Annotated in this window: 26 protein-coding genes and 1 pseudogene; 17 read left to right on the forward strand and 10 right to left on the reverse strand. The window is 61.1% G+C overall.

The genetic code is table 11. The annotated features are described in order from the left end of the window. Positions 1 to 1,093: 1,093 nt before the first annotated feature. Together KFE19_12095 and KFE19_12100 are read right to left on the reverse strand one after the other, a co-directional pair. Positions 1,094 to 1,270, reverse strand: a pseudogene (locus tag KFE19_12095) (sigma-70 family RNA polymerase sigma factor). Between the two features lie 473 nt (positions 1,271 to 1,743). Continuing rightward, a complete protein-coding gene (locus KFE19_12100; protein QUO37123.1) occupies positions 1,744 to 2,727 on the reverse strand; it encodes a 23S rRNA (adenine(2503)-C(2))-methyltransferase RlmN in 984 nt (327 codons plus the stop codon). 478 nt (positions 2,728 to 3,205) lie between these two features. Here KFE19_12100 and KFE19_12105 point away from each other — a divergent pair, with 478 nt between their 5' ends. Continuing rightward, positions 3,206 to 3,706 carry a TFIIB-type zinc finger domain-containing protein gene (locus KFE19_12105; GenBank protein ID QUO37124.1) on the forward strand — a complete coding sequence of 167 codons (501 nt, stop codon included), beginning with the start codon at positions 3,206 to 3,208 and terminating at the stop codon, positions 3,704 to 3,706. Positions 3,707 to 3,838: 132 nt separating this feature from the next. Here KFE19_12105 and KFE19_12110 read toward each other — a convergent pair whose 3' ends face one another. The 7 genes from KFE19_12110 to KFE19_12140 form a co-directional block, all read right to left on the reverse strand. Beyond that, a complete protein-coding gene (locus KFE19_12110) occupies positions 3,839 to 4,012 on the reverse strand; it encodes a hypothetical protein (protein QUO37125.1) in 174 nt (57 codons plus the stop codon). Between the two features lie 44 nt (positions 4,013 to 4,056). Continuing rightward, positions 4,057 to 4,518, reverse strand: coding sequence for a hypothetical protein (locus tag KFE19_12115; GenBank protein ID QUO37126.1), 462 nt, complete (start codon positions 4,516 to 4,518; stop codon positions 4,057 to 4,059). Positions 4,519 to 4,561: 43 nt separating this feature from the next. Further along, the gene (locus KFE19_12120) at positions 4,562 to 4,750 is read right to left on the reverse strand and encodes a hypothetical protein (GenBank protein ID QUO37127.1); all 189 of its coding nucleotides are present in this window, start codon (positions 4,748 to 4,750) and stop codon (positions 4,562 to 4,564) included. Between the two features lie 69 nt (positions 4,751 to 4,819). Then, positions 4,820 to 5,275 carry a hypothetical protein gene (locus KFE19_12125; protein QUO37128.1) on the reverse strand — a complete coding sequence of 152 codons (456 nt, stop codon included), beginning with the start codon at positions 5,273 to 5,275 and terminating at the stop codon, positions 4,820 to 4,822. Positions 5,276 to 5,794: 519 nt separating this feature from the next. Then, positions 5,795 to 6,361 carry an NADH peroxidase gene (locus KFE19_12130; protein QUO37129.1) on the reverse strand — a complete coding sequence of 189 codons (567 nt, stop codon included), beginning with the start codon at positions 6,359 to 6,361 and terminating at the stop codon, positions 5,795 to 5,797. A 128-nt stretch (positions 6,362 to 6,489) separates the two neighbouring features. Then, positions 6,490 to 6,681 (reverse strand): DUF4177 domain-containing protein, encoded by a 192-nt coding sequence (locus KFE19_12135; protein QUO37130.1) that lies wholly within the window; start codon positions 6,679 to 6,681, stop codon positions 6,490 to 6,492. A 68-nt stretch (positions 6,682 to 6,749) separates the two neighbouring features. Then, positions 6,750 to 8,825, reverse strand: a complete 2,076-nt coding sequence (locus KFE19_12140) for an elongation factor G (GenBank protein QUO37131.1) — start codon at positions 8,823 to 8,825, stop codon at positions 6,750 to 6,752. Between the two features lie 401 nt (positions 8,826 to 9,226). Here KFE19_12140 and KFE19_12145 point away from each other — a divergent pair, with 401 nt between their 5' ends. From KFE19_12145 to KFE19_12180, 8 genes are all read left to right on the forward strand, one after another. Next, on the forward strand, positions 9,227 to 10,246 hold the full coding sequence (locus KFE19_12145; GenBank protein QUO37132.1) for an MBL fold metallo-hydrolase: 1,020 nt from the start codon (positions 9,227 to 9,229) through the stop codon (positions 10,244 to 10,246). A 14-nt stretch (positions 10,247 to 10,260) separates the two neighbouring features. Next, positions 10,261 to 10,917 (forward strand): deoxyribose-phosphate aldolase, encoded by a 657-nt coding sequence (gene deoC / locus KFE19_12150; protein ID QUO37133.1) that lies wholly within the window; start codon positions 10,261 to 10,263, stop codon positions 10,915 to 10,917. Positions 10,918 to 10,920: 3 nt separating this feature from the next. Next, positions 10,921 to 11,637 (forward strand): purine-nucleoside phosphorylase, encoded by a 717-nt coding sequence (deoD, locus tag KFE19_12155; protein ID QUO37134.1) that lies wholly within the window; start codon positions 10,921 to 10,923, stop codon positions 11,635 to 11,637. 202 nt (positions 11,638 to 11,839) lie between these two features. Further along, positions 11,840 to 13,036, forward strand: a complete 1,197-nt coding sequence (locus KFE19_12160) for a BMP family ABC transporter substrate-binding protein (protein QUO37135.1) — start codon at positions 11,840 to 11,842, stop codon at positions 13,034 to 13,036. A gap of 142 nt (positions 13,037 to 13,178) precedes the next feature. Continuing rightward, positions 13,179 to 14,720 carry an ABC transporter ATP-binding protein gene (locus KFE19_12165; GenBank protein ID QUO39622.1) on the forward strand — a complete coding sequence of 514 codons (1,542 nt, stop codon included), beginning with the start codon at positions 13,179 to 13,181 and terminating at the stop codon, positions 14,718 to 14,720. Next, positions 14,717 to 15,970 carry an ABC transporter permease gene (locus tag KFE19_12170; GenBank protein ID QUO37136.1) on the forward strand — a complete coding sequence of 418 codons (1,254 nt, stop codon included), beginning with the start codon at positions 14,717 to 14,719 and terminating at the stop codon, positions 15,968 to 15,970. The genes KFE19_12165 and KFE19_12170 overlap by 4 nt, the downstream gene beginning before the upstream one ends. Beyond that, positions 15,967 to 16,998 carry an ABC transporter permease gene (locus KFE19_12175; protein QUO37137.1) on the forward strand — a complete coding sequence of 344 codons (1,032 nt, stop codon included), beginning with the start codon at positions 15,967 to 15,969 and terminating at the stop codon, positions 16,996 to 16,998. Before KFE19_12170 ends, KFE19_12175 begins: the two co-directional genes overlap by 4 nt. Positions 16,999 to 17,014: 16 nt before the next feature. Further along, on the forward strand, positions 17,015 to 17,653 hold the full coding sequence (locus tag KFE19_12180; protein ID QUO37138.1) for an orotate phosphoribosyltransferase: 639 nt from the start codon (positions 17,015 to 17,017) through the stop codon (positions 17,651 to 17,653). A gap of 89 nt (positions 17,654 to 17,742) precedes the next feature. Here KFE19_12180 and KFE19_12185 read toward each other — a convergent pair whose 3' ends face one another. Further along, positions 17,743 to 18,663 carry a sporulation protein gene (locus tag KFE19_12185; protein QUO37139.1) on the reverse strand — a complete coding sequence of 307 codons (921 nt, stop codon included), beginning with the start codon at positions 18,661 to 18,663 and terminating at the stop codon, positions 17,743 to 17,745. 110 nt (positions 18,664 to 18,773) lie between these two features. Here KFE19_12185 and KFE19_12190 point away from each other — a divergent pair, with 110 nt between their 5' ends. The 8 genes from KFE19_12190 to KFE19_12225 all read left to right on the forward strand — a co-directional run bounded on the left by KFE19_12190 (position 18,774) and on the right by KFE19_12225 (position 26,369). Next, positions 18,774 to 19,058: a sporulation protein gene (locus KFE19_12190; GenBank protein QUO37140.1), complete on the forward strand. Its 285-nt coding sequence runs from the start codon at positions 18,774 to 18,776 to the stop codon at positions 19,056 to 19,058. A 3-nt stretch (positions 19,059 to 19,061) separates the two neighbouring features. Further along, positions 19,062 to 20,267 carry a sporulation protein YqfD gene (locus KFE19_12195; GenBank protein ID QUO37141.1) on the forward strand — a complete coding sequence of 402 codons (1,206 nt, stop codon included), beginning with the start codon at positions 19,062 to 19,064 and terminating at the stop codon, positions 20,265 to 20,267. A 19-nt stretch (positions 20,268 to 20,286) separates the two neighbouring features. Then, positions 20,287 to 21,261: a PhoH family protein gene (locus KFE19_12200; GenBank protein QUO37142.1), complete on the forward strand. Its 975-nt coding sequence runs from the start codon at positions 20,287 to 20,289 to the stop codon at positions 21,259 to 21,261. Next, positions 21,261 to 21,758 (forward strand): rRNA maturation RNase YbeY, encoded by a 498-nt coding sequence (ybeY, locus tag KFE19_12205; GenBank protein ID QUO37143.1) that lies wholly within the window; start codon positions 21,261 to 21,263, stop codon positions 21,756 to 21,758. The genes KFE19_12200 and ybeY overlap by 1 nt, the downstream gene beginning before the upstream one ends. 136 nt (positions 21,759 to 21,894) lie before the next feature. Then, positions 21,895 to 22,218, forward strand: a complete 324-nt coding sequence (locus KFE19_12210; protein ID QUO37144.1) for a hypothetical protein — start codon at positions 21,895 to 21,897, stop codon at positions 22,216 to 22,218. A gap of 27 nt (positions 22,219 to 22,245) precedes the next feature. Beyond that, on the forward strand, positions 22,246 to 24,450 hold the full coding sequence (locus tag KFE19_12215; GenBank protein QUO37145.1) for an ATP-dependent RecD-like DNA helicase: 2,205 nt from the start codon (positions 22,246 to 22,248) through the stop codon (positions 24,448 to 24,450). Between the two features lie 1,011 nt (positions 24,451 to 25,461). Beyond that, complete coding sequence (locus KFE19_12220) at positions 25,462 to 25,692, forward strand: helix-turn-helix transcriptional regulator (protein ID QUO37146.1); 231 nt, start codon at positions 25,462 to 25,464, stop codon at positions 25,690 to 25,692. After that, a complete protein-coding gene (locus KFE19_12225) occupies positions 25,689 to 26,369 on the forward strand; it encodes a ComF family protein (GenBank protein ID QUO37147.1) in 681 nt (226 codons plus the stop codon). The genes KFE19_12220 and KFE19_12225 overlap by 4 nt, the downstream gene beginning before the upstream one ends. Positions 26,370 to 26,469: the final 100 nt, after the last annotated feature.

Raw genomic sequence — 26,469 nt, forward strand, 5'->3', positions numbered from 1 at the left:
GCCTACAAAGGGAATGATGAATTACAAATCTCTTTTTCCTTTTTCTGTTAATATTATAACATAAAAATTTTTTTGTGTCAAAGAAGCGGTTTCCGCCTTGTATTTGCCTCATTCTGCAACAAAGTTGTTACCTTTACTCTAAAAGTTGATGGTTCATCATACAGAGTTGTCGCCACTTCTCAAAAGTTGTTTCGGAGTTGTTGGTTCTTCTCACAAGTTGCCGATTTGCTGGTAGAAATCCATTTCTGAAAGTGTAGCTTCAATTTGGAGCGGAACCGCAGATCGCGAGCGGCTGACAATTTCGCTCACAAGGAGGTCAAAGAGGAGGCTGGGAGTACCCCCAGGTGGAGCGGAACAGGGAGAACCCTCCCCAGGCGGGGGCCGGTTTCGGGAAGATACAGACAGAATTCGCGGCGGCAGATTTTCTTGGGAGTTTTCCCGACCGCTGATAAATCACGGAGAACACGGGCGGGGACGGAAGGTGGCGGATAAAATAATAGCTGGGGCACAGTCTATACCCCAGCTACATAAATCACCACGTTCTATCTTGATACGGCGTACTATCAACACCCCTATTTTGGAGTTTTGTTACCATGCGGTCAAGTTTTCTTTTCCATATTTTCTGAAACCATTCTGTTTTTCCAAACCATTTTACCAGCGTCGGACTGATTGCATAATAGGTATAGATAAAAGCGCGACCATACCATGTTTCTGCAAGAGTATAATCCCGAAAGCGGCGAAGCGTCCATACCTGTGGGCAATCATAAGAGCCGTAAACAGCGGTAGCTACATAACAGCCCCCGCTTTGCTGGGGCTTTTGGGGCGGTGTATAATCCGCTTCATATTTTTGTACTTTAGGTGCATACTCTTGTACTGTTTGCGGAGAACTCCATGTTCCATTCCCTTTATTACCCAACTCTATAGCGAGTTTCCACGCGCCAACAGAGATATGATGAAATTTCTCCTGGCTTCCAAAAAGCAAATCCGTTTGGTCACCGACGACTTTGAAAATATTGAGTGCTGCTTCACAATTATGCACCATTTCAATCGCATAATTGCTTCTAATGTTAAAGTCAATCCCAGCATAATGATTGTCCGTTGTGAAAAGCTGCGCGAGTTCGCTTTCGCTCAAATCCGAAAAAGTAACTTCGCGTGCTGCGCGTTTCGCAAGAGTGCGGCGGTGGCTTTTCGCTTCGCCGACCAAAGTTTTCTTTGCTAATGCGTCGTACTGATGTTGTATTCTTTCCTTGTCGGAAGAAGATAGCTCCATAGAGTTCACCTCCTTCCCGCGTGGAGTAGAGGACGGGAGTTAAGGGCTTGTCCTCTCTGCCCCTTTCGCTCCGTACCCGTTCGGGAGATGGCTCTTGAGTGCGCTTTTCAGAAAAAAGTTGAAAAAAGCAAAATGCGCCCGTCCGCAAGACGCGGACGGGCGCAAAGGAAATGTAAGCAGTAGCTAAATGTATTGACAGTTCACATTCATAGCCGGAATATCCCGCTTGCGGAGCATAGCTTTTTTTGACCGCAAAGCATTAGGCGGGTTACAGTAAATAAAAATGGACACGGCGATACCTCCCCGATACCGCCGTATCCTTAAAAAAGGGCGACTTTAATACACTACCCGCAATCCATTCTATAATAGGGAACAGCGGCTTTTGCGCAATATTAAATAAAAAAGCCGATAACACATAGGTTTTTTGACCTAATGCGTTATCGGCTCTGCGTCTATGCGTCTGGCACTTTTAATCATTTTTTTTTGAATTTATTATATGTGTTAGCTAACTGTCCACAAGCCGCGTTAATCTCTCTGCCATGAGAAACTCTCATAGTAACTTCAAGTCCTGCTTGCTCTAATTGATGTTTGAATGCAACTATTTCCCGTTTCTGTGGTGCTTTAATTCTTGAATTGCTTGTTGGGTTGTATTGTAACACGTTAATCATAACTTTTTTGCCCCGAAACCATTTTGCAAGTTGTCTTACATCTGAGGGCCGGTCATTTATACCCGGTAAAAGCAAATACGCAAAGACAATTTTGCGATTATGCCTTTCAGAATAGGATAAGGCTTGCTTAACAACATCTTCAATAGCATATATGCGCATGTGAGGAATAATACGATTTCTTGCAGATTGTGTTGCTGCGTGTAAAGATATTGTCAACTGAATTTTAAGATGTTCCTCGCGCAATTTTTTTAATTGATCGACCGGACCAACTGTTGATATGGTAATGCCGTCGGTTGGAAAGTTGAGCCCATATCTATCTCGGAGAATATGGATTGCTTTTATCAAGTTGTCATAATTGAATAAAGGCTCTCCCATACCCATAAAAACGATACGGTTTACTTTTCGACGCAACAATATAATCTGTTGTACGATTTCTGACGATGTTAGATTACGAACAAAGCCATTTCGCCCGGACTCACAAAAAATACAACCAACAGGACAACCGACTTGTGTGCTCACGCAAACAGTTCCACCATCTCGCCGCTTGATAAAAACCGTTTCAATGTATTTGTTGTCTTTCAGTTCGTAAACATACTTTTCAGTATCACTGCTTTTGCAAATATTTTTTACCAACATTGATAGATTTTTTTTGCGTGGTAATTGCTTATATAATTCTTCATATAAGGCTTTTGCTTCATTCTCGCCAATAACTTCCGACATTTCTTTGTAAGTAAATCCGTATGGATCATTCCGTACTTCCGCAGGCGTATATTTAGGTAAACGTTTCATTTTTATATCCTTTCTTCTAAATAATAAAAGTTTGTTTTTCTGTATTTTTGATTACAATCTCTAAGCGTTAGGCATTTCTCTTTGGTTGATCGGTCTTGTAGCAATACACTTGATTTTGTTTTTATTACCATCAAAACGGACAGTAGCGCTGTGGATTACATACGGCTTTACTCTATTCGCCTTTTTCTCTCAACTCATTTTGTGGATAGTTATTTGGAAGCAACCACTTTCACATACGGAGCAATTTTATCACATGCCAATGTTTCTCTTTTCTGTTGTTTATCTGGTTGGACAACTTGCTATATGTGTTGTGTTTGCGATAATTGTCCCGCTTATTAAAGTTGCAATTCTTGTAAATTCCCTGTTGCTTCTTGCGATATTTTCTTTTTTGATTTTTTCCGGTATTGGGCGTAATTATATATCGCATGTGGACAAACGCCAAAAAAATCACCATACAGAATTATAAGGAGGGAGAAACATGAAGCAGCTCACATGTGAGATGTGCGGTAGCACGGATTTGGTAAAACAGGACGGGGTATTTGTCTGCCAGTCCTGCGGCACGAAATACTCCATTGAAGAAGCAAAGAAAATGATGGTGGAAGGAACTGTTGATGTTTCTGGCAGTACAGTTAAGGTTGATAGTTCCGACGAGCTCAACAATTTATACCAAATCGCACGTCGCGCACGAGATGAAAATAATGCTGAAAATGCAGCCAAATACTACGATATGATTTTAGTTAAAGACCCTACGAGCTGGGAGGCGACTTTCTACGTAGTGTATTTTCAAGCGAGCAACTGTAGAATAGCTCAAATACAATCTGCGGCAATCTCTGTAGCTAATTGTATTAAAAGTGCGTTGAGGTTAATCAAAGAAAACGTCGAAAATGTGGACGAACAAGTTGAATACATACAAGAAATCTCACTGCATAGTATGAACTTGGCGACACAGCTATACATAGCAGCAACTAAAACGGTATGAACTTGCGTCGCAAAGTTATTTTACCACGAACAATTAGAAAAAACAATTCAAAAAGCACAGAGAGGACGGTACACCAGCGTACCGCCCTCTCTCATTTTGTATTCCATTGGCAATTCCATTTCTTTCTGATATTCAGCAGCCATAGATTAAATGGTAGGCTTCAATAAACATTTCATCTGTCCATTTTTCAAGTTCTTCATCGGTGAGCCAGTGTCCGTCGCTACATAGCCAGCCATGCTCTTCAATCGCTAAACACACACCTTCAATCATGCCAATCGTTTCATCCGCTATATAATTCGTATTCATACTGACTTTACTCCTTTTCTGATTTTTGAAAAATGCACTTCAAATTAGGCATCCTTCTTTTCCAGTTGCTCGGCCTGGGCCTTCTTCTCTTCCTGCTTCTTCTGGAAGGCCGCAAGGTCAATCACCTTGGGGGCGTTGTTGCCGAAGTCGGGCAGCTCCTTGTACTTTGGGAACTGGGCCTTGAACCAATCCAACACGAACTTGTAGGGGCTGGGCTGCTGCTGGGAGCACTCCTTAACCACCTTAAACTGGGCCAGCAGCTCGTCGGCGTTCTTAAACACGCTCATGTACTGCTCCATGTGCTTGTAGGTCAGGTTCTTGGTGGGACGGGCCTTCTTTGGAGCGCGGCGGGTCTTGCGGATAATTGTCAGGCCAGGGAAGTCGGCGCGGAGTTGCAGAAACAGCTTGTATTCCTCGGAGTTAGGATTGTTGAGGGCTTCCTCGAAAGCCTTGCTCATGGTCAGGGTGTTGTTCACAAAATCAATCTTGTAAGTGTTGTTCTTCATGGTATTTTCCTCCTTAAAATTTTGATCTGAATTTTGAGTTGTCTTAAAAGTCCAGGTAGAGGTCGGGGGTATCGCCTTCGCAGAGGGGATGGCTGGGGCAGGCACCTTGCAGGCTGTTGTATTGGGCGGTGAACTCCGCTTCCAGCGCTTCGTCGGTCATGGCGTTCAAACGCTCTTTCTCTTTGTCGTACTCGTCGCAGGTCTTGCAGAAGTACAGCAGATAGTCAATCATAGCGGGGCGGCTGTATTCCATAGTATCAAGCTCCTTTCTGATTTTTGAAAAATACACTTCAAGTAACGCTTACAGATTAGCAGCAAGTTTCAGCTCGGTGGCGGCTTCGCTGGCGGGAGCGGCTTCCTCGGCGGCGGTGGCCTTGTCCTCCTGGCCCTCCTTCTTGTCCTCGTCCTCCTTCAACTCGGGGAAGGTGGCGAGGAACCAATTCAGCACGGCGCGGTAGCGGCTCTTCTGGACAACAGCCAGTTTCTTCTGCGCCTCGAACTCCTTCATCAGCTCGGCGGCGTTCTTCTGCAAGCTGATATACTCGGCCATCTTTTCATAAGTTCTGTTCTTGGCGTCGTTCTTCTTGTTCTTCGCCTTCTTGATGGTCTTGGGTACCATCTGGGCGTTGGGGAAGTCCTGGCGGTAGGCTCTCCACTCTCTGTATTCGGGAGTGCCAAAGATACGGGCCTGCTTCTCGAAAGCCTTGGTGACCTGGGCGTGGGTGTCGTCTATGTAGATGATAGCGTTCTTTTTCATGGTGGTAATCTCCTTTTTCATTTTATTTTTTGTTTTGAGGGGCTTTGTTTTTTCTTGTTCTCTGTCCCTCTTTGTGCTTTAAGTATAGCACCGGCCAAAGAAAAACCTGTACTTTAATCAGCACATGTTGTATAATAGAAACAAGAAAAAAGCAGCCGGAAAACGGCTGCAAAACGAAGGAGGGACGGTGAAAAATCCATCGGCGGCGGGGATTTTTTGCTCTGGCAGCTCAAAAAATCGGTGAAAGTCAAGGAAAACACTTCAAAACTTCTTGATTTTTGTCCCGGCAAAGCAAAAACTTCTCAAAAGTTGTTAATTTCTCTTCATTTTTCGGTATTAAGCGGTAAAAACCGCTTGATATAGGTGTAATTCACGGGAGTTGCACATGTGAAAGTCAAAAAAGTGTGATACGGAGAAAAGTTGCACACCAACTTGCACACCTGAGCGGCGCAAGCGCAAAAAGAGAGGGAGAGGACAATGCCTCTCCCTCTCGAAAAGTGCTTATTTATGCGGTTTGGATTAGCCGAAGTAGCGCTTCAGCAGGCCCTCGAAAGCCTTGCCGTGGCGGGCCTCGTCGCGAGCCATCTCGTGGACGGTGTCGTGGATGGCGTCCAGATTGTACTGCTTGGCCAGCTTGGCCAGCTCGAACTTGCCGGCGGTAGCGCCGTTCTCGGCCTCAACCCGCATCTCCAGGTTCTTCTTAGTGGAGTCGGTCACCACGTCGCCCAGCAGCTCGGCAAACTTGGAGGCGTGCTCGGCCTCCTCGTAGGCGGCCTTCTCCCAGTACAGGCCGATCTCGGGATAGCCCTCGCGATGGGCCACGCGAGCCATGGCCAGGTACATGCCGACCTCGGTGCACTCGCCCATGAAGTTGGCGTTCAGACCGTCGATGATCTCCTTCTGGACCTCAGCGGGGACACCCTCGCCGAAGGACTTGCCCACGCCCACGACGTGCTCGGCAGCCCAGCTCATCTCACCCTTCTGCTCGGTGAACTTGGAGGCGGGAACGCCGCACTGGGGGCACTTCTCGGGGGGATTGGCACCCTCAAACACATAACCGCAAACAGAGCAGACCCACTTCTTCATAGTAATTTCCTCCTCAACATATTCCTTATTGTTTTATGTTCTTTGAATCATTCATTGCGCTTGGGATGGTCACAGTATAACAGGATATTCGAATATTTGAAGTTGCTTATGCAACAGGCGCAAAAATTTTATGTGGTTTTTTCCCGCTCAAAGATCAGGTCCACATTGCTGATGCCGCCGTGGCCGGTGAAGGCCACCGGAAAGAAGCCCACGTACCGCCACCCCTCGGCGGCGTACCGGTCGATCAGCTCCCGGTGCTCCCGGGAGCCGGAGAGAAATCCGCCGCCGGTCTCCACTGGCAGATATTTGTACTCGTACATTCACTTTCCTCCCTTCGGAAAACGGCGGGACCCGGGGGTCCCGCCGTTTTGGCGCGTTTTGAATGAAGTTACTGCTCCTCCGCCAGGGCCTTGGCCTCAGCGATGGCCTTCTCCTGGGCGGCGGGCGGGCAGTCCTCGTAGCGGACGAAGTGGAACACGAAGCTGCCGCGGCTCTGGGTCATGGACCGCAGGTCGATGGCATAGCTGCCCATCTCGGCCATGGGGACCTCGGCGGTGATGACCTGCTCGCCGTCGCCGGTGGGATCCATGCCCATGACGCGGCCGCGCCGCTTGTTCAGGTCGCCGATGACGTCGCCCATGTAGCTGTCGGGCACGGTGACCTTCAGCTCGCCCACGGGCTCCAGCAGCACGGGGTTGGCCTCGGGCATGGCGGCCTTGTAGGCCAGCTGGGCCGCGGTCTTGAAGGCGATTTCAGAGGAGTCCACGGGGTGATAGGAGCCGTCGTACAGCACGGCCTTCAGGTTCACCACCGGATAGCCGGCCAGGGGACCGTGGGCGCAGGCCTCCCGCAGGCCCTTTTCCACGGCGGGGAAGAAGTTCTTGGGCACGGAGCCGCCGAAGACCTCCTCGGCGAAGATCATGTCGTCCTGCTCGGTCTGGGGCTCGAAGCGGATCCACACGTCGCCGAACTGGCCGGAGCCGCCGGTCTGCTTCTTGTGACGGCCCTGCTTCTGGACGGTCTTGCGGATCTTCTCGCGGTAGGGCACGCGGGTGGGCTTGAGCTCGGCTTCCACGTTGAAGCGGCTCTTGAGCTTGCTGACCAGCACGTCGATCTGCATGTCGCCGGAGCCGGAGAGGACCATCTGGTGGGTCTCGGCGTTGTTGGAGACGGTGAAGGTGGGATCCTCCTCGTTGAGGCGGGCAAGGCCCTGGGCGATCTTGTCCTCCTGGCCCCGGGTCTTGGGCACGATGGCCACGGAGTAGCAGGGCTCGGCGAAGGGGATCTGCTTGAGGGCCACGACCTTACGGGCGTCGCACAGGGTGTCGCCGGTCTTGACCTTGTCCATCTTGCCGATGGCGCCGATGTCGCCGCAGACCAGCTCCTTGACCTCGGTGGCCTTCTTGCCCCGCATGGCGTACAGCCGGCCCAGCTTCTCGGAGGACCCGGTGCGGGCGTTGACCATGGGCATATCCGGCGTGATGGAGCCGGAGAGGACCTTCACGAAGGAGTACTTGCCGTACTGGTCGGAGACGGTCTTAAAGACGAAGGCGGTGGGCACGCCGCCGGGGGAGACCACGAACTCCTCGGTCTCGCCGTCGGCCTTGGTAGCTTTATGATAGTTGCCCTCCATGGGGTTGGGCAGCAGGTCCACGATGTTGTCCAGCAGCATGAGGGAGCCCATGCAGTTGACGGCGGAGCCGCACAGCACGGGGAACAGGCTCAGCTCCCGGACGCCCTGGCGCAGGCCCTGGATCATCTCGGCGTAGGTGAAATCCTCGCCGCCGAAGAACTTGTCCATGAACTCCTCGCTGGTCTCGGCCACGGACTCCTTGAGGGCGTTGTTGAACTCCTCAATGACCTCGCCCTTTCCCTCGGGGATCTCGATCTCCACCCGCTTGAGGTTCTGCATCTCATAGGCGCGCTTGTTCAGCACGTCGATGATGCCGGTGACCTTCTTGTCGGCGTCCCAGATGGGGACCACCACCGGGGCGATCTTGTTGCCGAAGCGCTCCCGCAGGGCCTCGAAGGTGGCGTTGTAATCGCTGTTGTCCTCGTCGGTCTTGGAGATGTAGATGAAGCGGGGCATATTCCGCTCCTCGCAGTACTTCCACGCCTTCTCCAGACCCACGGACACGCCGTCCTTGGCAGAGCAGACGATGATGGCCGCGTCGGCGGCCCGCAGGGACTCCATGACCTCGCCGGCGAAGTCGAAGGCGCCCGGGGTGTCCAGCAGGTTGATCTTGCAGCCCTTGTACTCCAGGGGCGCCACAGCGGCGGAGATGGAGATCTGGCGCTTGGTCTCCTCCGGATCGTAGTCGCAGACGGTATTGCCGTCGGCGCCGCGGCCGATGCGGTCGATGGCGCCGGTCATATACAGCAGGCTCTCCGCCAGGGCGGTCTTGCCGTTTCCGCTGTGCCCCAGCAGACAGACGTTGCGGATGTTTTGTACAGAATAGCTCATGTTCGTTCCACTCCTTATGTTGTGCTGCCTCCTGGCCCAGAGGGCCGGATCATAAGCGCGGGGGAATGCCTAATGTAGAAATTATACAACGTTTGCCGGGGCAATACAACAAAAATTTTGGCATCTTTCCCGTTTTGGGCAGGAGGGAGAAAATCACCGGCGAAATTTTGTCACCCCGTGAGAAAATCGCCTCCGGCGCCCACGGAAAAAGCGCCTGTCCGAACCAACCTGCGGCCGGAGGGGAGGGGATTTGCGGAGGGTCAGCCTCCGCAGCTGACGGCGGCTGCCCGGGCCAGGATCGCACCCGGCGCACGGCATATCCCCTCCGCAGGCAAGTGCGCGTCACTGGACAGGCTGGGGGAAAACTGCTATACTGGCCCCATACGGAAGGGGGGGAGACCATGGCGGAACAGATCGAAGCGGGCCTGTGGCGCCTGGACATCCCGCTGGTGGGGAACCCGCTGAAAAATCTCAACAGCTACCTGCTCACGGGAGAGCGGAACCTGCTGATCGACACCGGCTTCCGCCAGGACCCCTGCCGGGAGGCCATGGCCCGCCAGCTTCAGGAGATCGGCGCGGACCCGGACCGGACGGATATCTTCCTTACCCACCTCCACAGCGACCACGCGGGCCTGGCCCCGGAGCTGATCCGGCCCGGCTGCCGCATCTTCATCAGCGGCACGGACCTGCCGGGGCTGGAGGACGCCATGAGCCCGGAGCGATGGCGGCGGATGTACCGGGAGTATGAGCGAAACGGCTTTTCCCCGGAGGAGACGGCCCAGCTCTGGTGCGGCAATCCGGCCCAGAACGCCGGCGCCGGGCGGTGGGACCCGTCTTTGTACACGGCCCTGGCCGACGGGGCGGAGCTGACGTACGGCGGCCGCCGGCTGCGGTGCATCCTGACCCCGGGCCATACGCCGGGGCACCTGTGCCTGTACGAGCCGGAGCGGCGGTGGCTCTTTTGCGGGGACCACGTGCTGTTCCACATCACCCCCAATATCTGCCGCTGGAGCGGCGTGCGGGACTCCCTGGGGGACTATCTCGAGAGCCTGGAGCGGGTGAAGAAGCTGCCGGTGGAGCGGCTGCTGCCGGCCCACCGGGCCGAGACGGGGGATCTCCGCGCCCGGGCGGAGGAGCTGCGGCTCCACCACCTGCGCCGCCTGGAAAACGCCCTGGACATCGTCCGCCGCCATCCGGGCCTCACCGCCTACGACATCGCCGGCGAGATGCGCTGGAGCATCCGCTGCCGGGACTGGGGGGACTTCCCCGTGACCCAGAAGTTCTTCGCCGTGGGCGAGGCCCTGTCCCACCTGGACTATCTGGAGGTCCGGGGCCTGGTGGAACGGCGGTCGGAGCGGGAACACGACGTCTATTTCGCCGCCGACGGCGGCAGGATCACCCAAGAGACCTACTTCAAATAAAGGAGCGTGCTGAAATGGAACTGAACGAGATTTTGAGCAAGTGCGACCACACCCTGCTGGCCCAGACGGCCACCTGGAAGGAGATCCAGGCTATCTGCGACGACGGCATGAAATACGGCTGCGCCAGCGTCTGCATCCCCGCAAGCTACGTCCGGCAGGCGGCGCAGTACGTGGAGGGAAAGCTCCCCATCTGCACCGTCATCGGCTTCCCCAACGGCTACGACACCACCGCCGCCAAGTGCTTCATGGCCTCCGACGCCGTGGACAACGGCGCCGAGGAGGTGGACATGGTCATCAACATCGGCTGGGTCAAGGACCGGAAGTGGGACGACCTGCTCAGCGAGATCAAGGCCGTCAAGGCCGCCTGCAAGGGAAAGCTCCTGAAGGTCATCATCGAGTGCTGCTTCCTCACCGACGAGGAGAAGGTGAAGATGTGTGAGATCGTCACCGCCTCCGGCGCCGACTATATCAAGACCTCCACGGGCTTCGGCGGAGGCGGCGCCACCCGGGAGGACGTGGCCCTGTTCGCAAAGCACGTGGGCCCCGACGTGAAGATCAAGGCCGCCGGCGGCATCGCCGACCTGAAGGACGCCGAGGACTTCATCAGCCTGGGCGCCTCCCGCCTGGGCACCAGCCGCATCGTCAAGGCCGTCAAGGCCATGGAGGGCTGAGCCATGGGCACGCCCCACAATGAGGCGGCCGCGGGCGCCTTCGCCAAGACGGTCCTGATGCCCGGCGATCCCCTGCGGGCCAAATTCATCGCCGAGACCTTCCTGGAAAACCCCGTGCTGGTCAACAACGTCCGGGGCATCCAGGGCTATACCGGCACCTATCAGGGCACGCCGGTGTCCGTCATGGCCTCCGGCATGGGCATGCCCTCCATCGGCATCTACTCCCATGAGCTGTTCCACGTCTACGACGTGGACAACATCATCCGCATCGGCTCCGCCGGTGCCATCTCCCCGAAGCTGAAGCTCCGGGACGTGGTCCTGGCCCAGGGGGCCTGCACGGACTCCCGCTACGCCCACCAGTATGGCCTGGGCGGCACCTTCGCCCCCATCGCCGACTTCACCCTGCTGGAGACCGCCGTGGCCGTGGCCCGGCGGCTGGGCGTGGAGCCCCCGGTGGGGAACCTGCTCAGCTCCGACGTGTTCTACAACAAGTCCGGAGACACCCTGAAGTGGGGGGAGATGGGGGTGCTGGCCGTGGAGATGGAGGCCGCCGCCCTGTACTGCAACGCCGCCGAGGCCGGCAAGCGGGCCCTGGCCATGTGCACCATCTCCGACAGCCTGGTCACCGGGGAGGCCCTGCCTCCCGCCGAGCGGCAGACCACCTTCACCCGGATGATGGAGATTGCCCTGGGCACCGCCGTGGAAATGGCGAAGAAGTGAACTGCGCCGCCTAAGGGCGGATAGAGAAAGCGGGAGGCAAACGGCCTCCCGCTTTCGTCAAAATGGGGGAAAATGTGTCCAAAACGAAAACGATGGGGGTTCCTAGTTGAAATCCGGGTAAAGAACTGGTATAATGCAAGCTGATCCGAAACGGATCGGACCCGGTTGAAACCGGAAAAATATGGAAAGAAGGTAGATTCCAATGAAGAAGTTTCTTGCATTGACTCTGGCATTGGTGATGGCCTTGTCCCTGGTCGCCTGCGGCGGCGGCAGCGATACCGCTCAGACGGACGAGGATACCGCCACGACCGAGGATACCGCCACTGACGAGACCACGACCGAGGCTCCCGCCAGCGCCGACGATATCCCCGACACCATGACCAGCGAGGACGGCAAGTATCAGGTGGCCTTCGTCACCGACGTGGGCCAGCTGAAGGACAAGTCCTTCAACCAGGGCACCTTTGACGGCGTGAAGCTGTATGCCGCCGCCAACGGCCTGAGCTACAAGTACTATCAGCCCGCCAACTCCAGCGAGGCCACCGACGATGACCGCTATGACGCCATGAAGGCCGCCGTGGACGGCGGCGCTGAGGTCGTCGTGTGCGCCGGCTACCTGCAGGAGGCCGCCCTCAAGCGCGCCGCCATGGAGTTCCCCGACGTGCCCTTCGTGTTCATCGACGGCTATCCCCTGACCGATGACGACGGCAATGTCCTGGCCAACGTGGCCGGCATCTCCTTCCAGGAGGAGCAGGCCGGTTATCTGGCCGGCTTCGCCGCTGTGAAGGACGGCTTCACCAAGCTGGGCTTCTCCGGCGGCGGCGGCGGCACCAACGATGCCTGCTGCCGGTTCGGCTACGGCTATGTCCAGGGCGCCAACGCCGCGGCTGAGGAGCTGGGCGTCACCGTCGACATGAACTACTCCTGGGAGTACGGCGCCACCTTCTCCGCCTCCACCGAGCTGCAGACCATGATCAGCGGCTGGTATGCCAACGGCACTGAGATCGTCTTTGCCTGCGGCGGCTCCATGTTCCAGTCCATCGCCGCCGCGGCTTCCGCCAACGACGGCTATGTGATCGGCGTGGACGTGGACCAGTCCGGCGAGTCCGACTACGTGGTCACCTCCGCCATGAAGGGTCTGTCTGACGCCGTGCAGTGGGCCGTTGGCCATGTGTATGACGGTACCTTCTCTGAGATCGGCGGCACCGGCACCTCTCTGGGCGTGAAGGACAACGCCGTGGCGCTGCCCACCGCCGAGGGTTCCTGGCGCTTCGAGACCTTCACCGTGGAGGAGTACGAGGATCTGTATCAGCAGATGCTGGACGGCACCCTGGTGGTGGACAACGACTTCTCCAAGCTGGAGACCACCGAGTGGAGCAACGTGAACCTGAGCATTATCTAAGGCAATATTTCACTGGGGAAAGAGGGCGCGAACGCGCCCTCTTTCTTTTGGCCCCGGCGTTCCGGGGCATGAATTTCTTGTGTTTTTTCCCCAAATATTATATAATAGCTCTATCTATTCAGGAGAGGGCGGGATGAGGCTTATGGAAGCGGAGAACATCATCGAAATGCTTCACATCACCAAGGAATTCCCCGGCATCATCGCCAATGACGACATCACGCTCCAGCTGCGGCGGGGAGAGATCCACGCGCTGCTGGGCGAAAACGGCGCCGGAAAGTCCACACTGATGAGCGTGCTGTTTGGCCTGTATCAGCCGGAGGCGGGCGTCATCAAGAAAAACGGGCAGGAAGTGAAGATCCACGACCCCAACGACGCCACCGCCCTGGGGATCGGCATGGTGCACCAGCACTTCAAGCTGATCGACGTGTTCACGGTGCTGGACAACATCATTTTGGGGGCGGAGACCACCAAACTGGGCTTTTTGCAGAAGAAGGAGGCCCGGAAGAAGGTGGAGGCCCTGTCGGAGAAATACGGCCTCAAGGTGGATCTGGACGCCCGGGTGGAGGATATCACCGTGGGCATGCAGCAGCGGGTGGAGATCCTGAAGATGCTCTACCGGGACAACGAGATCCTGATTTTCGACGAGCCCACCGCCGTGCTGACGCCCCAGGAGATCGACGAGCTCATGGCCACCATGAAGGAGTTCGCCAAGGAGGGCAAGTCCATCCTCTTCATCTCCCACAAGCTCAATGAGATCATGGCCGTGGCCGACCGGGTGACGGTGCTGCGCAAGGGCAAGTGCATCGGCACCGTGGAGACCAGGGACACGGACAAGCAGTCCCTCAGCAACATGATGGTGGGCCGCCCCGTGCAGCTGGAGGTGGTCAAGGCCCCCGCCCGGCCCACCGACGTGGTGCTGGATGTGGCGGGCCTTACCGTGCCCTCCAAGAGCCACAAGCGCAACGCCGTCAACGACGTCACCTTCCAGGTGCGGGCCGGGGAGATCGTCTGCATCGCCGGCATCGACGGCAACGGCCAGAGCGAGCTGATCTACGGCCTGACGGGGCTGGAGAAGTGCTCCGGCGGCACCGTGAAGCTGTGCGGCCGGGACATCTCCCACGCCTCCATCCGCCACCGGGGGGACGACATGAGCCACATCCCCGAGGACCGGCACAAGCACGGGCTGATCCTGGATTTCACCCTGGAGCAGAACATGGTGCTCCAGCGGTTCCGTGAGCCCCGGTTCCAGCACATGGGCTTCATCAAAAACGGTGCCGTGCGGGAGTACGCCGACAAGCTGATCGAGCAGTATGACGTCCGCTCCGGCCAGGGGCCCGTCACCGTGGCCCGCAGCATGTCCGGCGGCAACCAGCAAAAGGCCATCATCGCCCGGGAGGTGGACCGGGACAAGCCGCTGATCGTGGCCGTCCAGCCCACCCGGGGCCTGGACGTGGGCGCCATCGAATACATCCACAGCCAGCTGGTGGCGGAGCGGGACAAGGGCCGCGCCGTGCTGCTGGTGTCGCTGGAGCTGGACGAGGTCATGAGCCTCAGCGACCGGATCCTGGTGATGTACGAGGGCGAGATCGTGGGCGAGCTGGATCCCCGGACCACCACCGTGCAGGAGCTGGGCCTGTATATGGCAGGCGCCAAGAGAACGACGAAGGCAGGTGAGACGGCGTGAAGCAAAAGGGTTCCAATCTGTTGGAGCGGGACGGCACCAAATCCGTGCTGGCGTCCCTGATCTCCATTTTCATCGGCCTGATCGTGGGCGGCGTCATCATTCTGATCGTGGGCCTGGGCTCTCCGGAGCTGGGCATCACCGGTGCCTGGGACGGCATCCGGCTGGTGTTCTGCGGCCTCTTCGCCACCGGACGGGACGCCGCCGGCGCCCTGACCTTCGGCTTCAACCCCACCAACATGGGCAATATGCTCTTCCGGGCCACGCCGCTGATCCTGACGGGCCTTTCCGTGGCCGTGGCCTTCAAGACGGGCCTTTTCAACATCGGCGCGCCGGGCCAGTACCTGATGGGCACCGCCGCCACGCTGATGCTGGCCCTGGGCATCCCCTCCGAGACCGTCCCCGCCGGGCTGATCTGGGTGATCGCCTTTTTGGGCGGCATCCTGGCCGGCGCCGTGTGGGGCTGCATCCCGGGCCTGGTGAAGGCCTTCCTCAACATCAACGAGGTGCTGGCCTGCATCATGACCAACTGGATCGCCGCCAATCTGGTCACCTGGATGTTCGACGGCAGCGACTACCGCAACCTGGTGGAGAACACCAAGAGCGGCTATATCTACAAGACCTCCTTCAACGGCGTCCAGACGCCCAAGCTGGGGCTGGACAAGCTCTTCCCCAACTCCCAGGTCAACGGCGGCATCCTGGTGGCCATCGTCATCGCGGTGCTGATCTACATCCTTATGAGCAAGACCACCCTGGGCTATGAGCTCAAGGCCTGCGGCGCCAACCGCCACGCCGCCCGGTACGCCGGCATCGCCGACAAGCGCAACATCGTGCTGTCCATGGCCATCGCCGGCGGCCTCTCCGGCGCCGCGGCGTCGCTGTACTACCTCTCCGGCAACACCGAGTTCTTCTGGTCCACCTACCAGTCCCTGCCCGCCACGGGCTTCAACGGCATCCCCGTGGCCCTGCTGGCGGCCAGCCATCCCATCGCGGTGGTGTTCACCGGCTGCTTCATGTCCATGCTGGACATCGTGGGACTGCAGATGACCAACCTGACGGCCTACAACGAGTACATCACCGACGTGATCATCGCGGTGATCGTGTACCTCAGCGCCTTCTCCCTGGTGATCAAGATGCTGCTCAGCGCCCGGGGCAAGCGCCGGGCTGCGGCGGCGGAGCAGGCGGCCCCGGCGGCCGCACCGGCAAAGGACGGGCCGGATGGAACGGATGGGAAAGGAGGCGATGGGGTATGACGTTTCTGATCCAGCAGACCCTGATCTACGCCGTCCCCCTGATGATCGTGGCCCTGGCCGGCGTGTTCGCCGAGCGCAGCGGCATCATCAACCTGGCGCTGGAAGGCATCATGATTTTCGGCGCCTTCGTGGGCGTGCTGTTCGTCAACGTGACCCAGCAGGCGGGCACCTTCGCCGAGGCCAAGGCTGCCGGCGACTGGGTGGCCCTCCAGGGCTTCATGCTGCTGGCCATGCTGGCGGCGGCGGTGATGGGGGCCGTGTTCTCCCTGCTGCTGAGCTTTGCCTCCGTGAACCTGAAGGCGGACCAGACCATCGGCGGCACCGCGCTGAACCTGCTGGCCCCCGCCCTGGTGCTGTTCTTCATCCGCATCATCGCCAACCAGAACACCCTCCAGATGGCCGAGGGCGACTCCGCCAGCTGGTTCATGATCAAAAAGAGCTTCTTCGGCTACGGCCGCGGCGATGAGATGGGCTTCCTGGGCTCCACCTTCGTCGACAAGACCTACCTTGCCACCTACATCTGCATCCTGCTGTTCGTGGTGCTGTCCATCCTGCTGTACAAGACCCGCTTCGGCCTGCGGCTGCGCTCCTGCGGTGAAAATCCCCAGGCGGCGGACTCTCTGGGCATCAACGTCTACAAGATGCGCTACGCCGGCACCACCATCTCCGGCGCCCTGGCGGGCATGGGCGGCTTCGTCTACGCCATGACCACCGCCAACTGCGCCTCCACCGGCGACGTGGCGGGCTTCGGCTTCCTGGCCCTGGCGGTGATGATCTTCGGCAACTGGAAGCCCCTGAACATCGCCGGCGCGGCGTTGATCTTCGGCCTGTTCAAGTGCATCGCCGCCTCCTACTCCAGCATCGACATCAACGGCGACGGCGTGTTCCTGCTCAAGGAGATCGGCGTGAGCCCCCACTTCTACCGGATGCTGCCCTATATCATCACCCTGGTGGTGCTGGCCTTCACCTCCAAGAAGTCCCGGGCCCCCAAGGCCGAGGGCATCCCCTACGACAAGGGCCAGCGCTGAGAGAGGGGGGAGCGCCATGGAACCGAACTTTTTCCAGCTCCCCGTCTGTGTGGGAGACGTGACGCTGCGGGTGGCCCGGGGCCACTTTGCCACCCGTCACAGCCACATCAACTATCTCATCGACGTGACCGCCCAGAAGGCCAGCCTCCGGGAGGCGGAGGCCGTGGCCCAGCAGCTGGCGGAGCGGCACCTGTCCAACAGCCTGGTGGACACCATTTTGTGCCTGGACGGCACCCGGGTCATCGGCACCTGCCTTGCCCGGCAGCTGACCCAGTCCGGCTACCGCTCCATGAACGAGGGCCGGGACATGTATGTCCTCCGGGCGGAGGCCGACGGCGAGGGCAAGATCCTGATTCGGGACAATGCCCGCCACATGATCCGGGGGAAGAACGTGCTGCTCCTGGTGGCCTCTCTGACCACCGGCACCACCGCCCGCCGGGGCATGGAGTGCGTGGCGTACTACGGCGGCCATGTGGCCGGCGTGGCCGCCATTTACAGCCATAAGACGGTCATGGAGGACGTGCCCGTGGCGTCGCTGTTCGATTACACGGACCTGCCGGATTACGCCAGCTATCCGCCGGACCAGTGTCCCTTCTGCCGCCGGGGCGTGCCCCTGGACGCGGTGGTCAACAGCTTCGGCTATTCTGTCATATGACGCAGCGAAACCGCACCCCCGGCGCCTGGGCGCCGGGGGTGCGGTGCGTCGCAGGGGAGGCCGGACCGGGACGCCGGAGGAGGGATTGCCTATCCCAGCACGTACCCCGCCAGTGAAGCCGCCAGCGCCGCCGCCAGGAGGCCCTGGACCGCCTTGCCCCGGAGACAGGCTGCCGGGGACAGGCCGCTGCCCTCCAGCACCGCCGCCGTCTGGCACAGCACCGACAGCCCGCCCCAGCCCGCCATGCCGGAGGCCAGGATGAAGCCGAAGCGGTCCGGCGTCAGCAGGGGCGTCAGGGAGAACAGCTCCGTGAGCCCCACCAGCGCCGCCCCGGCCCGGCCCCCCAGGGCCGCCAGAGGCCTTGCCAGCACGTAGAAGAACACCACGAAGGCGCACACCGACGCCATGCCCCGCAGAGACGCTGCCACCGCCTCCACCAGGGCGGCGGGGGCCGACACGGCCCGGAAGGCCGGCGGCCGGGTCAGCTGCCGCCGCCGGGCGGGCCGCGCCCGGCCCCGGAACAAAAGGCCCGTCAGCAGCGCCGAGAGCAGGTGGATCAGCCACAGCCAGATCCCCGTCCGCACGCTGCCGAACACCCCCACGCCCAGGACGCTGATGAGGAACACCGGGTTGGAGTTGTTGCAGAAGGTCAGCAGCCGCTCCCCCTCCTCCCGGGATACCAGTCCCGCCCGGCACAGCTGCGCGGCGGTGGAGGCGCCGATGGGGTAGCCCCCCACCAGCCCCAGCACCAGCGCGGCGCTGCCGGCCCCGGGCACCCGGTAGAGCGGTTCCATCAGCCCCGCCAGCCAGGGGGCTGCCAGCTCGCCGAAGCCCAGGGACAGCAGGGCGGAGGTGACTACCAGGAAGGGGAACAGCGCCGGGACCACGGACCGGGCGCACAGGTCCAGCGCCTCCTCCACGGAGGCCCGGACCGCGGCGGCGTCCGCCAGCATCCACAGCAGCAGTCCGCACAGTCCCAGACAGGCCAAAAGGCGCCAGCGCAGTCTCATTCCCCCGTCACCCCCCGCCTGAGTCTATGCCCCGCCGGCGGCGGCTATGCCGCCGTGGGACACGCAAGTTTCTCCCCGGCGGCGCATACAGTCGGGGGAGAGGTGAGACGATGGAGCGGAACAAAAAAGACAAGGCGGGGGTCCTGGACACGGTGGCGGAGCTGTTCGACCTGCCGGCGGACGTGGTGGCGGGCCTGCCCCACCTGGAGATGGTGGGCAGCCGCCAGCTGTATCTGGAGCACCACGCCGGGATCCTGTCCTATGGGGAGGAGCAGATCGACGTGAACACCTCCGGCGGTGTGCTGCGGGTGCGGGGGCAGCGGCTGTCCCTGATGGCCATGACGGCGGAGGAGCTGCGGATCGGCGGGCGGATCGCCGCCGTGGAGTGGGTGTAGGCCATGCTGAAAGAGATCGTCAACCGCCTCCGCGGCCAGACCTGGGTGCGGGTGGAGGCCCCCTTCCCGGAGCGGGTGCTGAACCTGTGCAGCGCCAGGGGGCTGGCCTTCTGGGACCTGGAGTGGCAGTCGGAGACCGCCTTCACCTGCCGCCTCAGCCGCCGGGACTGCGGGCGGCTGCGGCGGGCTCTGCGGAGGATGGAGTGCGAGATGACCGTGGTCCGGGGCGAGGGCGTGCCCTTCTTCCTGGGCCGGTTCCGCCGGCGGCAGGTGCTGCTGGCGGGCCTCACGGCGTGCGTGCTGTGGGTGACGGTGGGGTCCTTCTTCATCTGGGACTTCACCGTGGAGGGCAACGAGACCGTCTCGGACGAGGAGATCCTAAGGGCTCTGGAGAAAAACGGCATCGGCATCGGTACGCTGGGCCTGGGCCTGGACACGGAGGACCTGCGCAATCACATCCTGCTGGAGATCCCGGAGCTCAACTGGCTCACCGTCAACGTCTCCGGCTGCCGGGCCACGGTCCAGGTGCAGGAGCGGCGGCCGGTGCCGGAGCTGGTCAGCAAACGGGAACCGGCCAACGTAGTGGCCCGTCGGGCCGGTCTGGTGCTGGAGATCCAGGCGCTGGACGGCACCGCCTGCGTCCTGCCGGGCACGGCTGTGACGGAGGGGCAGATCCTGATCTCCGGCGTGGAGGACACGCAGACCCTGGGCGCCCGGGTCCTCACCGGCATGGGCACCGTGGAGGCCCGGACCTGGTATACGCTCACTGCCGACCTGCCCCTTTCGGCGCCGGTGAAGCGCTACACCGGGGAGGAGCGGACCTTTTACTCCCTGGTCCTGGGGACGGAGCGGATAAAATTCTTCTCAAACAGTGGCATGGAGGCCGGTTCTTATGATAAAATAACCACCAGAGACCGTCTCACCTTCTTTGGCGTGCCGCTGCCGGTGACGCTGGAGCGGGAGACGTGCCGGTACTATGAGCCCCAGGCCGCCGCCGTGGATATCGCCGCCGCGGAGGACGCGGCCGAGGCGGCCCTGACCGACTACCTTCACACCCTGGTGGACGACTACGGCACCGTGTCCTCCACCCTCTGCTCCTCCCGCCAGCGGGGCGAGACGCTGACAGTGACGCTGACGGCGGAGTGTGTGGAGCAGATCGCCCAGACGGTGCCCATCTATACGGAAGAACCGGACGGAGACCGCCCGTAAAAAGCACAGGAGTGATACTTTGGAACAGAGAATCAGCATTGAGCGGCTGGAGCAGGCCGTGAACATCTTCGGGTCCTTCGACGAGAACATCCGCCTGCTGGAGCAGGAGTTCTCCGTCACGGTGGTGAACCGGGACGGAGAGCTCCGGGTGGAGGGCGAGCCGGAGAACACGATGCTGGCCTGCAAGGCCATCCAGGCCCTGCTGACCCTCTCCTCCCGGGGAGAGGCCATCGGCGAGCAGAACGTGCGCTACGTCATCGGATTGGTCCGCTCCGGCAAGGAGGAGCAGATCACCCAGCTGACCGGGGACGTGCTGTGCATCTCCGCCAAGGGCCGGCCCATCAAGCCCAAGACCATCGGCCAGAAGGAGTATATCGCCTCCGTTCTGAAAAACACCGTCACCATCGGCGTGGGCCCGGCGGGCACCGGCAAGACGTATCTGGCCGTGGCCGCCGCCGTCCAGGCCTTCCGGGACAAGCAGGTCAACCGCATCATCCTCACCCGCCCGGCGGTGGAGGCCGGCGAGCGGCTGGGCTTTCTTCCCGGCGACCTCCAGAGCAAGGTGGACCCGTACCTGCGGCCGCTGTATGACGCCCTGTTCGACATGCTGGGGGCGGAGACCTACCAGAAGTACCTGGAGCGGGGCAACATCGAGGTAGCGCCCCTGGCCTATATGCGGGGCCGCACCCTGGACGACAGCTTCATCATCCTGGACGAGGCCCAGAACACCTCCCGGGAGCAGATGAAGATGTTCCTGACCCGCCTGGGCTTCGGGTCCAAGATCGTCATTACCGGCGACGTGACCCAGATCGACCTGCCCGACGGCAAGGCCTCTGGCCTCCGGGAGGCCATGCGGGTGCTGCGGAAGGTGGAGGGCATCGGCATCTGCGAGCTGACCAACGCCGACGTGGTCCGCCACGTCATGGTCCAGCGGATCGTGGCGGCCTATGAGGAGTACGAGAACGCCAGAAACGGCGGAAAGGGGAAGAAGTGATGGCAAAGCGGCATTATATTCCGGTCACCGCGGACATTCCCGGCGCCGCCAGCCAGGGCAACTGCGCCCTGATCCGCAAGGTCATCCGCACGGCGCTGGAGGCGGAGGGGGTGGACTTCCCCTGCGAGGTGGACGTGCTGCTGACCGACGACGCCCGCATCCACGAGATCAACCGGGAGATGCGGCAGGTGGACCGGCCCACGGACGTGCTGAGCTTTCCGGAGTTCGACCTGACGCCCGGCGAGCTGCCGGGCGCGGAGGACGCCGACCCGGGCACGGGCCTGGTGCCCCTGGGGGACATGGTGATCTCCATGGAGCACGTGGCGGCCCAGGCCAGGGAGTACGGCCACACCCGGCGCCGGGAGCTCTCGTATCTGGTGGTTCACTCGGCGCTGCACCTGCTGGGCTACGACCACCTGGACGAGGGACCCCAGAAGGCCCAGATGCGCGCGCGGGAGGAGGCCATTTTGGCCCAGCTGGGGATCACCCGGGAGTAAATCCCCCGGTTCCGAAATGCCTTTTCCCCAGGCAGATACGGGGATCCGACGGGGCCGCCGATTCCCGCCGTACCGATTCGCACGACCCCCGCACCCCGCCGCCCGGCGGGGCATATACTGTCCCGAGGTGATTGGGATGGTATGGTTCCATGACGGCCTGCTGGCCTTTTTCTCAGCGGTGGGCGTGACCACCGTGGTCTGGCTCCTGGCGGGGGCGGTGCTCCGGGCCGGGCGGCCCGCGATCCCCGGGCTTTTGCTGGTGCTGCCCCTGCGGGGGGAGGCCCTGGCCATGGAGGCGGACGTGCGGGAGCTGCGGCGTCTGCGCCGCCAGCTGCCGGGGGCCGGGATCCTCCTGGCGGACTGCGGCATGAGCGCCGACGCCCGGGCTCTGGCCGCGTACCTGGCGGACCGGACCGAGGGCGTGGCCCTGACGGAGGGGCCGGAGATTAAACTGGGGTGAGACCCCGAAAGCGAGTGAACGAAGGATATGGAAGAGCTGACCGCCTGCGAGGGCACCGTACATAGCGTCATCTTTCAAAACGCCGAGAACGGCTATACGGTCCTGCGCCTCCTGACCGAGGAGGGCGAGGTGGTCACGGTGGTGGGGTGCATCCCCTGCGCCGCGCCGGGCGAGCACCTGACGGTGACCGGCGTCCGGGAGACCCACCCCCAGCACGGCGAGCAGCTGCGGGCGGTGGAGCTGGAGCGGAGCCTGCCGGAGGACGAGGAGGAGATCGTGTGCTACCTGTCCTCCGGCGTGTGCAAGGGCGTGGGCCCCGCCACGGCGGAGCGGATCGTGGACCGCTTCGGCACCCAGGCGCTGGACATTCTGGAGCTCTCGCCGGAGCGGCTGACGGAGCTCAAGGGCATCACCGCCCGAAAGGCCCAGGAGATCGCGGAGAGCTTCCGTCGTCACATGGGACTGCGGCGGCTGATGGCCTTCCTGGCCCGGTATCAGCTGCCGCCGGTGCTGGCCATGCAGCTGCGCCGCCAGTACGGCGACGCGGCCCTGGAGAAGATCCGGGAGAACCCGTACCTGCTCTCCGGCGACAGCTGCGGCGTGGCCTTCTCCGTCACCGACGGGATCGCCCTTGGCATGGGCATCGACCCGGACAGCAGCCAGCGGCTCCAGGCGGCGGTGACCTTTGAGCTCAGCCACAACGAGAACAACGGCCACGTCTTTCTCCCCCGGGACAAGCTGATCGCCGCCACGGCCCAGCTGCTCTCCTGCGGCACGGAGGCGGTGGAGCAGGCCCTGGACACGCTGGTGGAACGGGGCGCCGTGGTCCAGGAGCGGGTGGCCAACGTGGACGCCTGCTACCTGCGGCGGCTGTGGGAGGCGGAGCGGTCCGCCTGCGTGCGGCTGCTGGGCCTGCTGGCCTCCCCGGCGGACACCAGCACCCAGGCCGCCCGGGCCGTGGAGGAGATCCAGAGGGAGCAGGGCATCACCTACGCGCCCCTTCAGCGCCAGGCGGTGGAGCTGGCCGCCCGGCAGGGCGTGGTGATCCTCACCGGCGGCCCCGGCACCGGCAAGACCACGGCGGTCCGGGGCATCGTGGCCCTGCTGGAGAAGATGGGGCTGGAGATCCTGCTGGCGGCGCCCACGGGCCGGGCCGCCAAGCGCATGAGTGAGCTGACCGGCCGGGAGGCCCAGACCATCCACCGGATGCTGGGCATGAACTGGAGCGAGAGCACCGGGGAGGTGACCTTCGCCAAGTCGGAGAAGGAGCCCCTGGAGGCCGACGCGGTCATCCTGGATGAGATGAGCATGGTGGACCTGACGCTGTTCGACGCGCTGCTCCGGGCCCTGCGGCCCGGGACCCGGCTGGTGCTGGTGGGGGACGCGGACCAGCTGCCCTCGGTGGGGGCGGGGAATGTGTTCTCCGACCTGATCCGCAGCGGCAAGGTGGAGACGGTATTTTTGCGGGAGGTGTTCCGCCAGGCGTCGGCATCCGCCATCATCCGCAACGCCCACGCGGTGAACCTGGGGCAGCCGCCCCAGCTGACCAACGACCAGGGGGACTGCTTTTTCCTGTGCCGCCGGGATCCGGAGCGGGTGGTATCCACGGTGGTGGAGCTGTGCGGCAGCCGCCTGCCGGAGAAGATGGGCGTCCCGGCGGACCAGATCCAGGTCCTGACTCCCACCCGCAAGGGCCCCACCGGCACCATCAGCCTCAACCGCCGCCTCCAGGCGGCGCTGAACCCCCCGGCGGAGGACAAGCGGGAGCTCCAGTGGGGCGAGCGGCTGTTCCGGGAGGGGGACCGGATCATGCAGACCCGCAACGACTACGACGTGGTCTGGGAGAAGGCCGACGGCACCGTGGGCACCGGGATGTTCAACGGCGACGTGGGGAAGATTTTGAAGATCGACCCCTCCGGCGAGTGGCTGGAGGTGGACTTCGACGGCCGGGCGGCCGTCTACGGCGCGGAGCAGCTCAGTGAGATCGACCTGGCCTACGCCCAGACGGTCCACAAGGCCCAGGGCAGCGAGTACCGCTGCGTGGTGCTCTCCGTCATGCCCGCCGCCCCGTCGCTGATGGTCCGGGGCGTGCTGTACACGGCCCTGACCCGGGCACGGGAGCTGCTGATCCTGGTGGGGGACGACGCCGCTATCCGGGCCATGGCGGCCAACGACCGCCAGCAGAAGCGGTACTCGGGGCTGCGGTGGCGGCTGGCCCACAGCGGGGAGTGAGGAGGCAGTCTGCCGCCAGCGTTTCCGGCAGGGGCGTTCGTGGGATGTCCCTTTTCCCGGCGGGCCGGGAGGGCGGCGCGGGGTCCCCGCGGGGGATGCGCCCCCCATTCTCTTTTGTCTTGCCAAAAGAGAATGCGCCGCGCCCGGTGGAAGAGAAAATCGCTGAGACGAAGAGGCGGCCCGTGCGGGCCGTCTCTTCGTGCAACGAGGGTCGTGCGAATCGGTCCGGCGCGTATCGACGGCCCCGTCGACCCTGCGCCTTACCCGGGCGGTTGTGGAGCTGCGTCCCCGCATAACGACTGCGGCGATTGTTCGGGGTGCAAAATCGGATTTGCCCCTGCTTCTCTTTCCGCGCCTTCCGCTTTACCCGCAAGGGGTACGCCGCATCCGTAAGGCAGCAGAGCTGCCAACGGCTGCGCAGCTGCTAGGCGCTGGCCCGGTGGCGGCAAGAGTTTTGACGAACAGGGGAATGCTCAGGGGGTGGACGCATGGGCCTCAGCAGGAGGATATAGAATCTACCCGTGCGGTAAGCGGGGACCAACATCAATCGCCGGTCCCAATTACCGTGCCCGTCGGGAAGCGCGCAGCTATTGGCGGCGTCTGCAAGTGCCAGGGCAGCGCGTAGCGAAGCGGAACGCGCGGGAGTGGGAATACGCCGATTCAGGTTTCCCCCCGCTTATCCACCGCAGTTGTTATGCGGGTACAGGGCTCTTCAAACTCCGGAGTCAGGCGCAGGGCCGACGGGGCCGTCGATACGCGCCGGACCGATTCGCACGACCCCCGCATTTACAAGAGGCCGGCCCTCTGGGCCGGCCTCTTGTCCTGGCGGTTTTCTTTTGACCGGCCGCGGCCGTTTTCTTTTGTCAAGACAAAAGAGAATGGGGGCGGATTCCTCCGGGAAACTCCCGGCCTACGCCAGACAGTGACGGCTCACTGCATATAATAGGACAAATAGTCCAAAATAGCGCAGTACAATGTGTCCTAAGAATACAATCACTTCGGTGATGTTTGATGAATTTGAGGATTCGTGATCTGCGTGAGGACCGTGATTTGAAGCAGAAGCAAATCGCGGAAGTTCTGCTTTGTGACCAGTCGCTGTACTCGAAGTATGAACGGGGAGAGCGGGAACTCCCGCTGCGCTACGCCATTGCGCTGGCAAACTATTACGGCGTCAGCTTGGATTATCTGGTAGGACTGACGGACGAAAAGCGCCCTTATTCCCGGCGGAGAAATAACCCATGAAAATTTGGGAGAGTTTTCTGGACCTGCTCTACCCGCCCAAGTGCCCCTTCTGCGGCAAGGTTCAGGAGACCCGGGGCATCTGCCCCGCCTGCCGCAAGGCCCTGCCCTGGACAGAAGGGGACCAGGGCCTGAAAACGCTGCCCGGAGGCACCGTCTGCGCCGCGCCGCTGTGGTACGAGGACCTGGCCCGGGAGGGCCTCCTGCGCTTCAAGTTCCAGGGCGCCGCCGCCGCGGCGGAGCCCCTGGGGGAGCTGATCGCCCAGTGCGCCGCGGAGCGGTTTTCCGGGGCGTTCGACGTGGTCACCTGGGTGCCGGTCAGCCGCCGCAGGCTGCGCAAACGGGGCTACGACCAGGCCCGGCTGCTGGCGGAGAGCGCCTGCCGGGTCTGGGGCGTGAGACCGGAGCGGCTGCTGCGCAAGACCCTGGACAACCCCGCTCAGTCGGGACTCCATGAGGCCGCCGCCCGCCGGGCCAACGTGCTGGGGGTCTACGAGGCGGCGGAGGCGGATAAACTCCGGGGAAGGCGGGTGCTGCTGGTGGACGATATCTGCACCACCGGCGCCACTTTGGCCGAGTGCGCCCGGACCCTGCGCGCCGCCGGAGCGGAGTCCGTGGCCTGCGTGACCGCCGCGCTGACCCGGGAGAAGGAAAAAGTTCACAATCCGGCCAAAGAATAGGGTTGCAATCGGCGAAAACTGTCAGTATAATGTACCTTGTATGATTGCGTTCGGGAAAACCCGTTCATAATACCTGTTAGAAAGATCAAATGAGGTGGAA

It is taken from the genome of Dysosmobacter sp. Marseille-Q4140 (assembly GCA_018228705.1).
In the GTDB taxonomy this organism is placed as follows: domain Bacteria; phylum Bacillota; class Clostridia; order Oscillospirales; family Oscillospiraceae; genus Oscillibacter.

Bases quoted from the DNA above. Each gene is read 5' to 3' on its own strand.
- KFE19_12100 (QUO37123.1), bottom strand. From the start codon at position 2,727: ATGAAACGTTTACCTAAATATACGCCTGCGGAAGTACGGAATGATCCA.
- KFE19_12105 (QUO37124.1), top strand. From the start codon at position 3,206: ATGAAGCAGCTCACATGTGAGATGTGCGGTAGCACGGATTTGGTAAAA.
- KFE19_12110 (QUO37125.1), bottom strand. From the start codon at position 4,012: ATGAATACGAATTATATAGCGGATGAAACGATTGGCATGATTGAAGGT.
- KFE19_12115 (QUO37126.1), bottom strand. From the start codon at position 4,518: ATGAAGAACAACACTTACAAGATTGATTTTGTGAACAACACCCTGACC.
- KFE19_12120 (QUO37127.1), bottom strand. From the start codon at position 4,750: ATGATTGACTATCTGCTGTACTTCTGCAAGACCTGCGACGAGTACGAC.
- KFE19_12125 (QUO37128.1), bottom strand. From the start codon at position 5,275: ATGAAAAAGAACGCTATCATCTACATAGACGACACCCACGCCCAGGTC.
- KFE19_12130 (QUO37129.1), bottom strand. From the start codon at position 6,361: ATGAAGAAGTGGGTCTGCTCTGTTTGCGGTTATGTGTTTGAGGGTGCC.
- KFE19_12135 (QUO37130.1), bottom strand. From the start codon at position 6,681: ATGTACGAGTACAAATATCTGCCAGTGGAGACCGGCGGCGGATTTCTC.
- KFE19_12140 (QUO37131.1), bottom strand. From the start codon at position 8,825: ATGAGCTATTCTGTACAAAACATCCGCAACGTCTGTCTGCTGGGGCAC.
- KFE19_12145 (QUO37132.1), top strand. From the start codon at position 9,227: ATGGCGGAACAGATCGAAGCGGGCCTGTGGCGCCTGGACATCCCGCTG.
- deoC (QUO37133.1), top strand. From the start codon at position 10,261: ATGGAACTGAACGAGATTTTGAGCAAGTGCGACCACACCCTGCTGGCC.
- deoD (QUO37134.1), top strand. From the start codon at position 10,921: ATGGGCACGCCCCACAATGAGGCGGCCGCGGGCGCCTTCGCCAAGACG.
- KFE19_12160 (QUO37135.1), top strand. From the start codon at position 11,840: ATGAAGAAGTTTCTTGCATTGACTCTGGCATTGGTGATGGCCTTGTCC.
- KFE19_12165 (QUO39622.1), top strand. From the start codon at position 13,179: ATGGAAGCGGAGAACATCATCGAAATGCTTCACATCACCAAGGAATTC.
- KFE19_12175 (QUO37137.1), top strand. From the start codon at position 15,967: ATGACGTTTCTGATCCAGCAGACCCTGATCTACGCCGTCCCCCTGATG.
- KFE19_12180 (QUO37138.1), top strand. From the start codon at position 17,015: ATGGAACCGAACTTTTTCCAGCTCCCCGTCTGTGTGGGAGACGTGACG.
- KFE19_12185 (QUO37139.1), bottom strand. From the start codon at position 18,663: ATGAGACTGCGCTGGCGCCTTTTGGCCTGTCTGGGACTGTGCGGACTG.
- KFE19_12190 (QUO37140.1), top strand. From the start codon at position 18,774: ATGGAGCGGAACAAAAAAGACAAGGCGGGGGTCCTGGACACGGTGGCG.
- KFE19_12195 (QUO37141.1), top strand. From the start codon at position 19,062: ATGCTGAAAGAGATCGTCAACCGCCTCCGCGGCCAGACCTGGGTGCGG.
- ybeY (QUO37143.1), top strand. From the start codon at position 21,261: ATGGCAAAGCGGCATTATATTCCGGTCACCGCGGACATTCCCGGCGCC.
- KFE19_12210 (QUO37144.1), top strand. From the start codon at position 21,895: ATGGTATGGTTCCATGACGGCCTGCTGGCCTTTTTCTCAGCGGTGGGC.
- KFE19_12215 (QUO37145.1), top strand. From the start codon at position 22,246: ATGGAAGAGCTGACCGCCTGCGAGGGCACCGTACATAGCGTCATCTTT.
- KFE19_12220 (QUO37146.1), top strand. From the start codon at position 25,462: ATGAATTTGAGGATTCGTGATCTGCGTGAGGACCGTGATTTGAAGCAG.
- KFE19_12225 (QUO37147.1), top strand. From the start codon at position 25,689: ATGAAAATTTGGGAGAGTTTTCTGGACCTGCTCTACCCGCCCAAGTGC.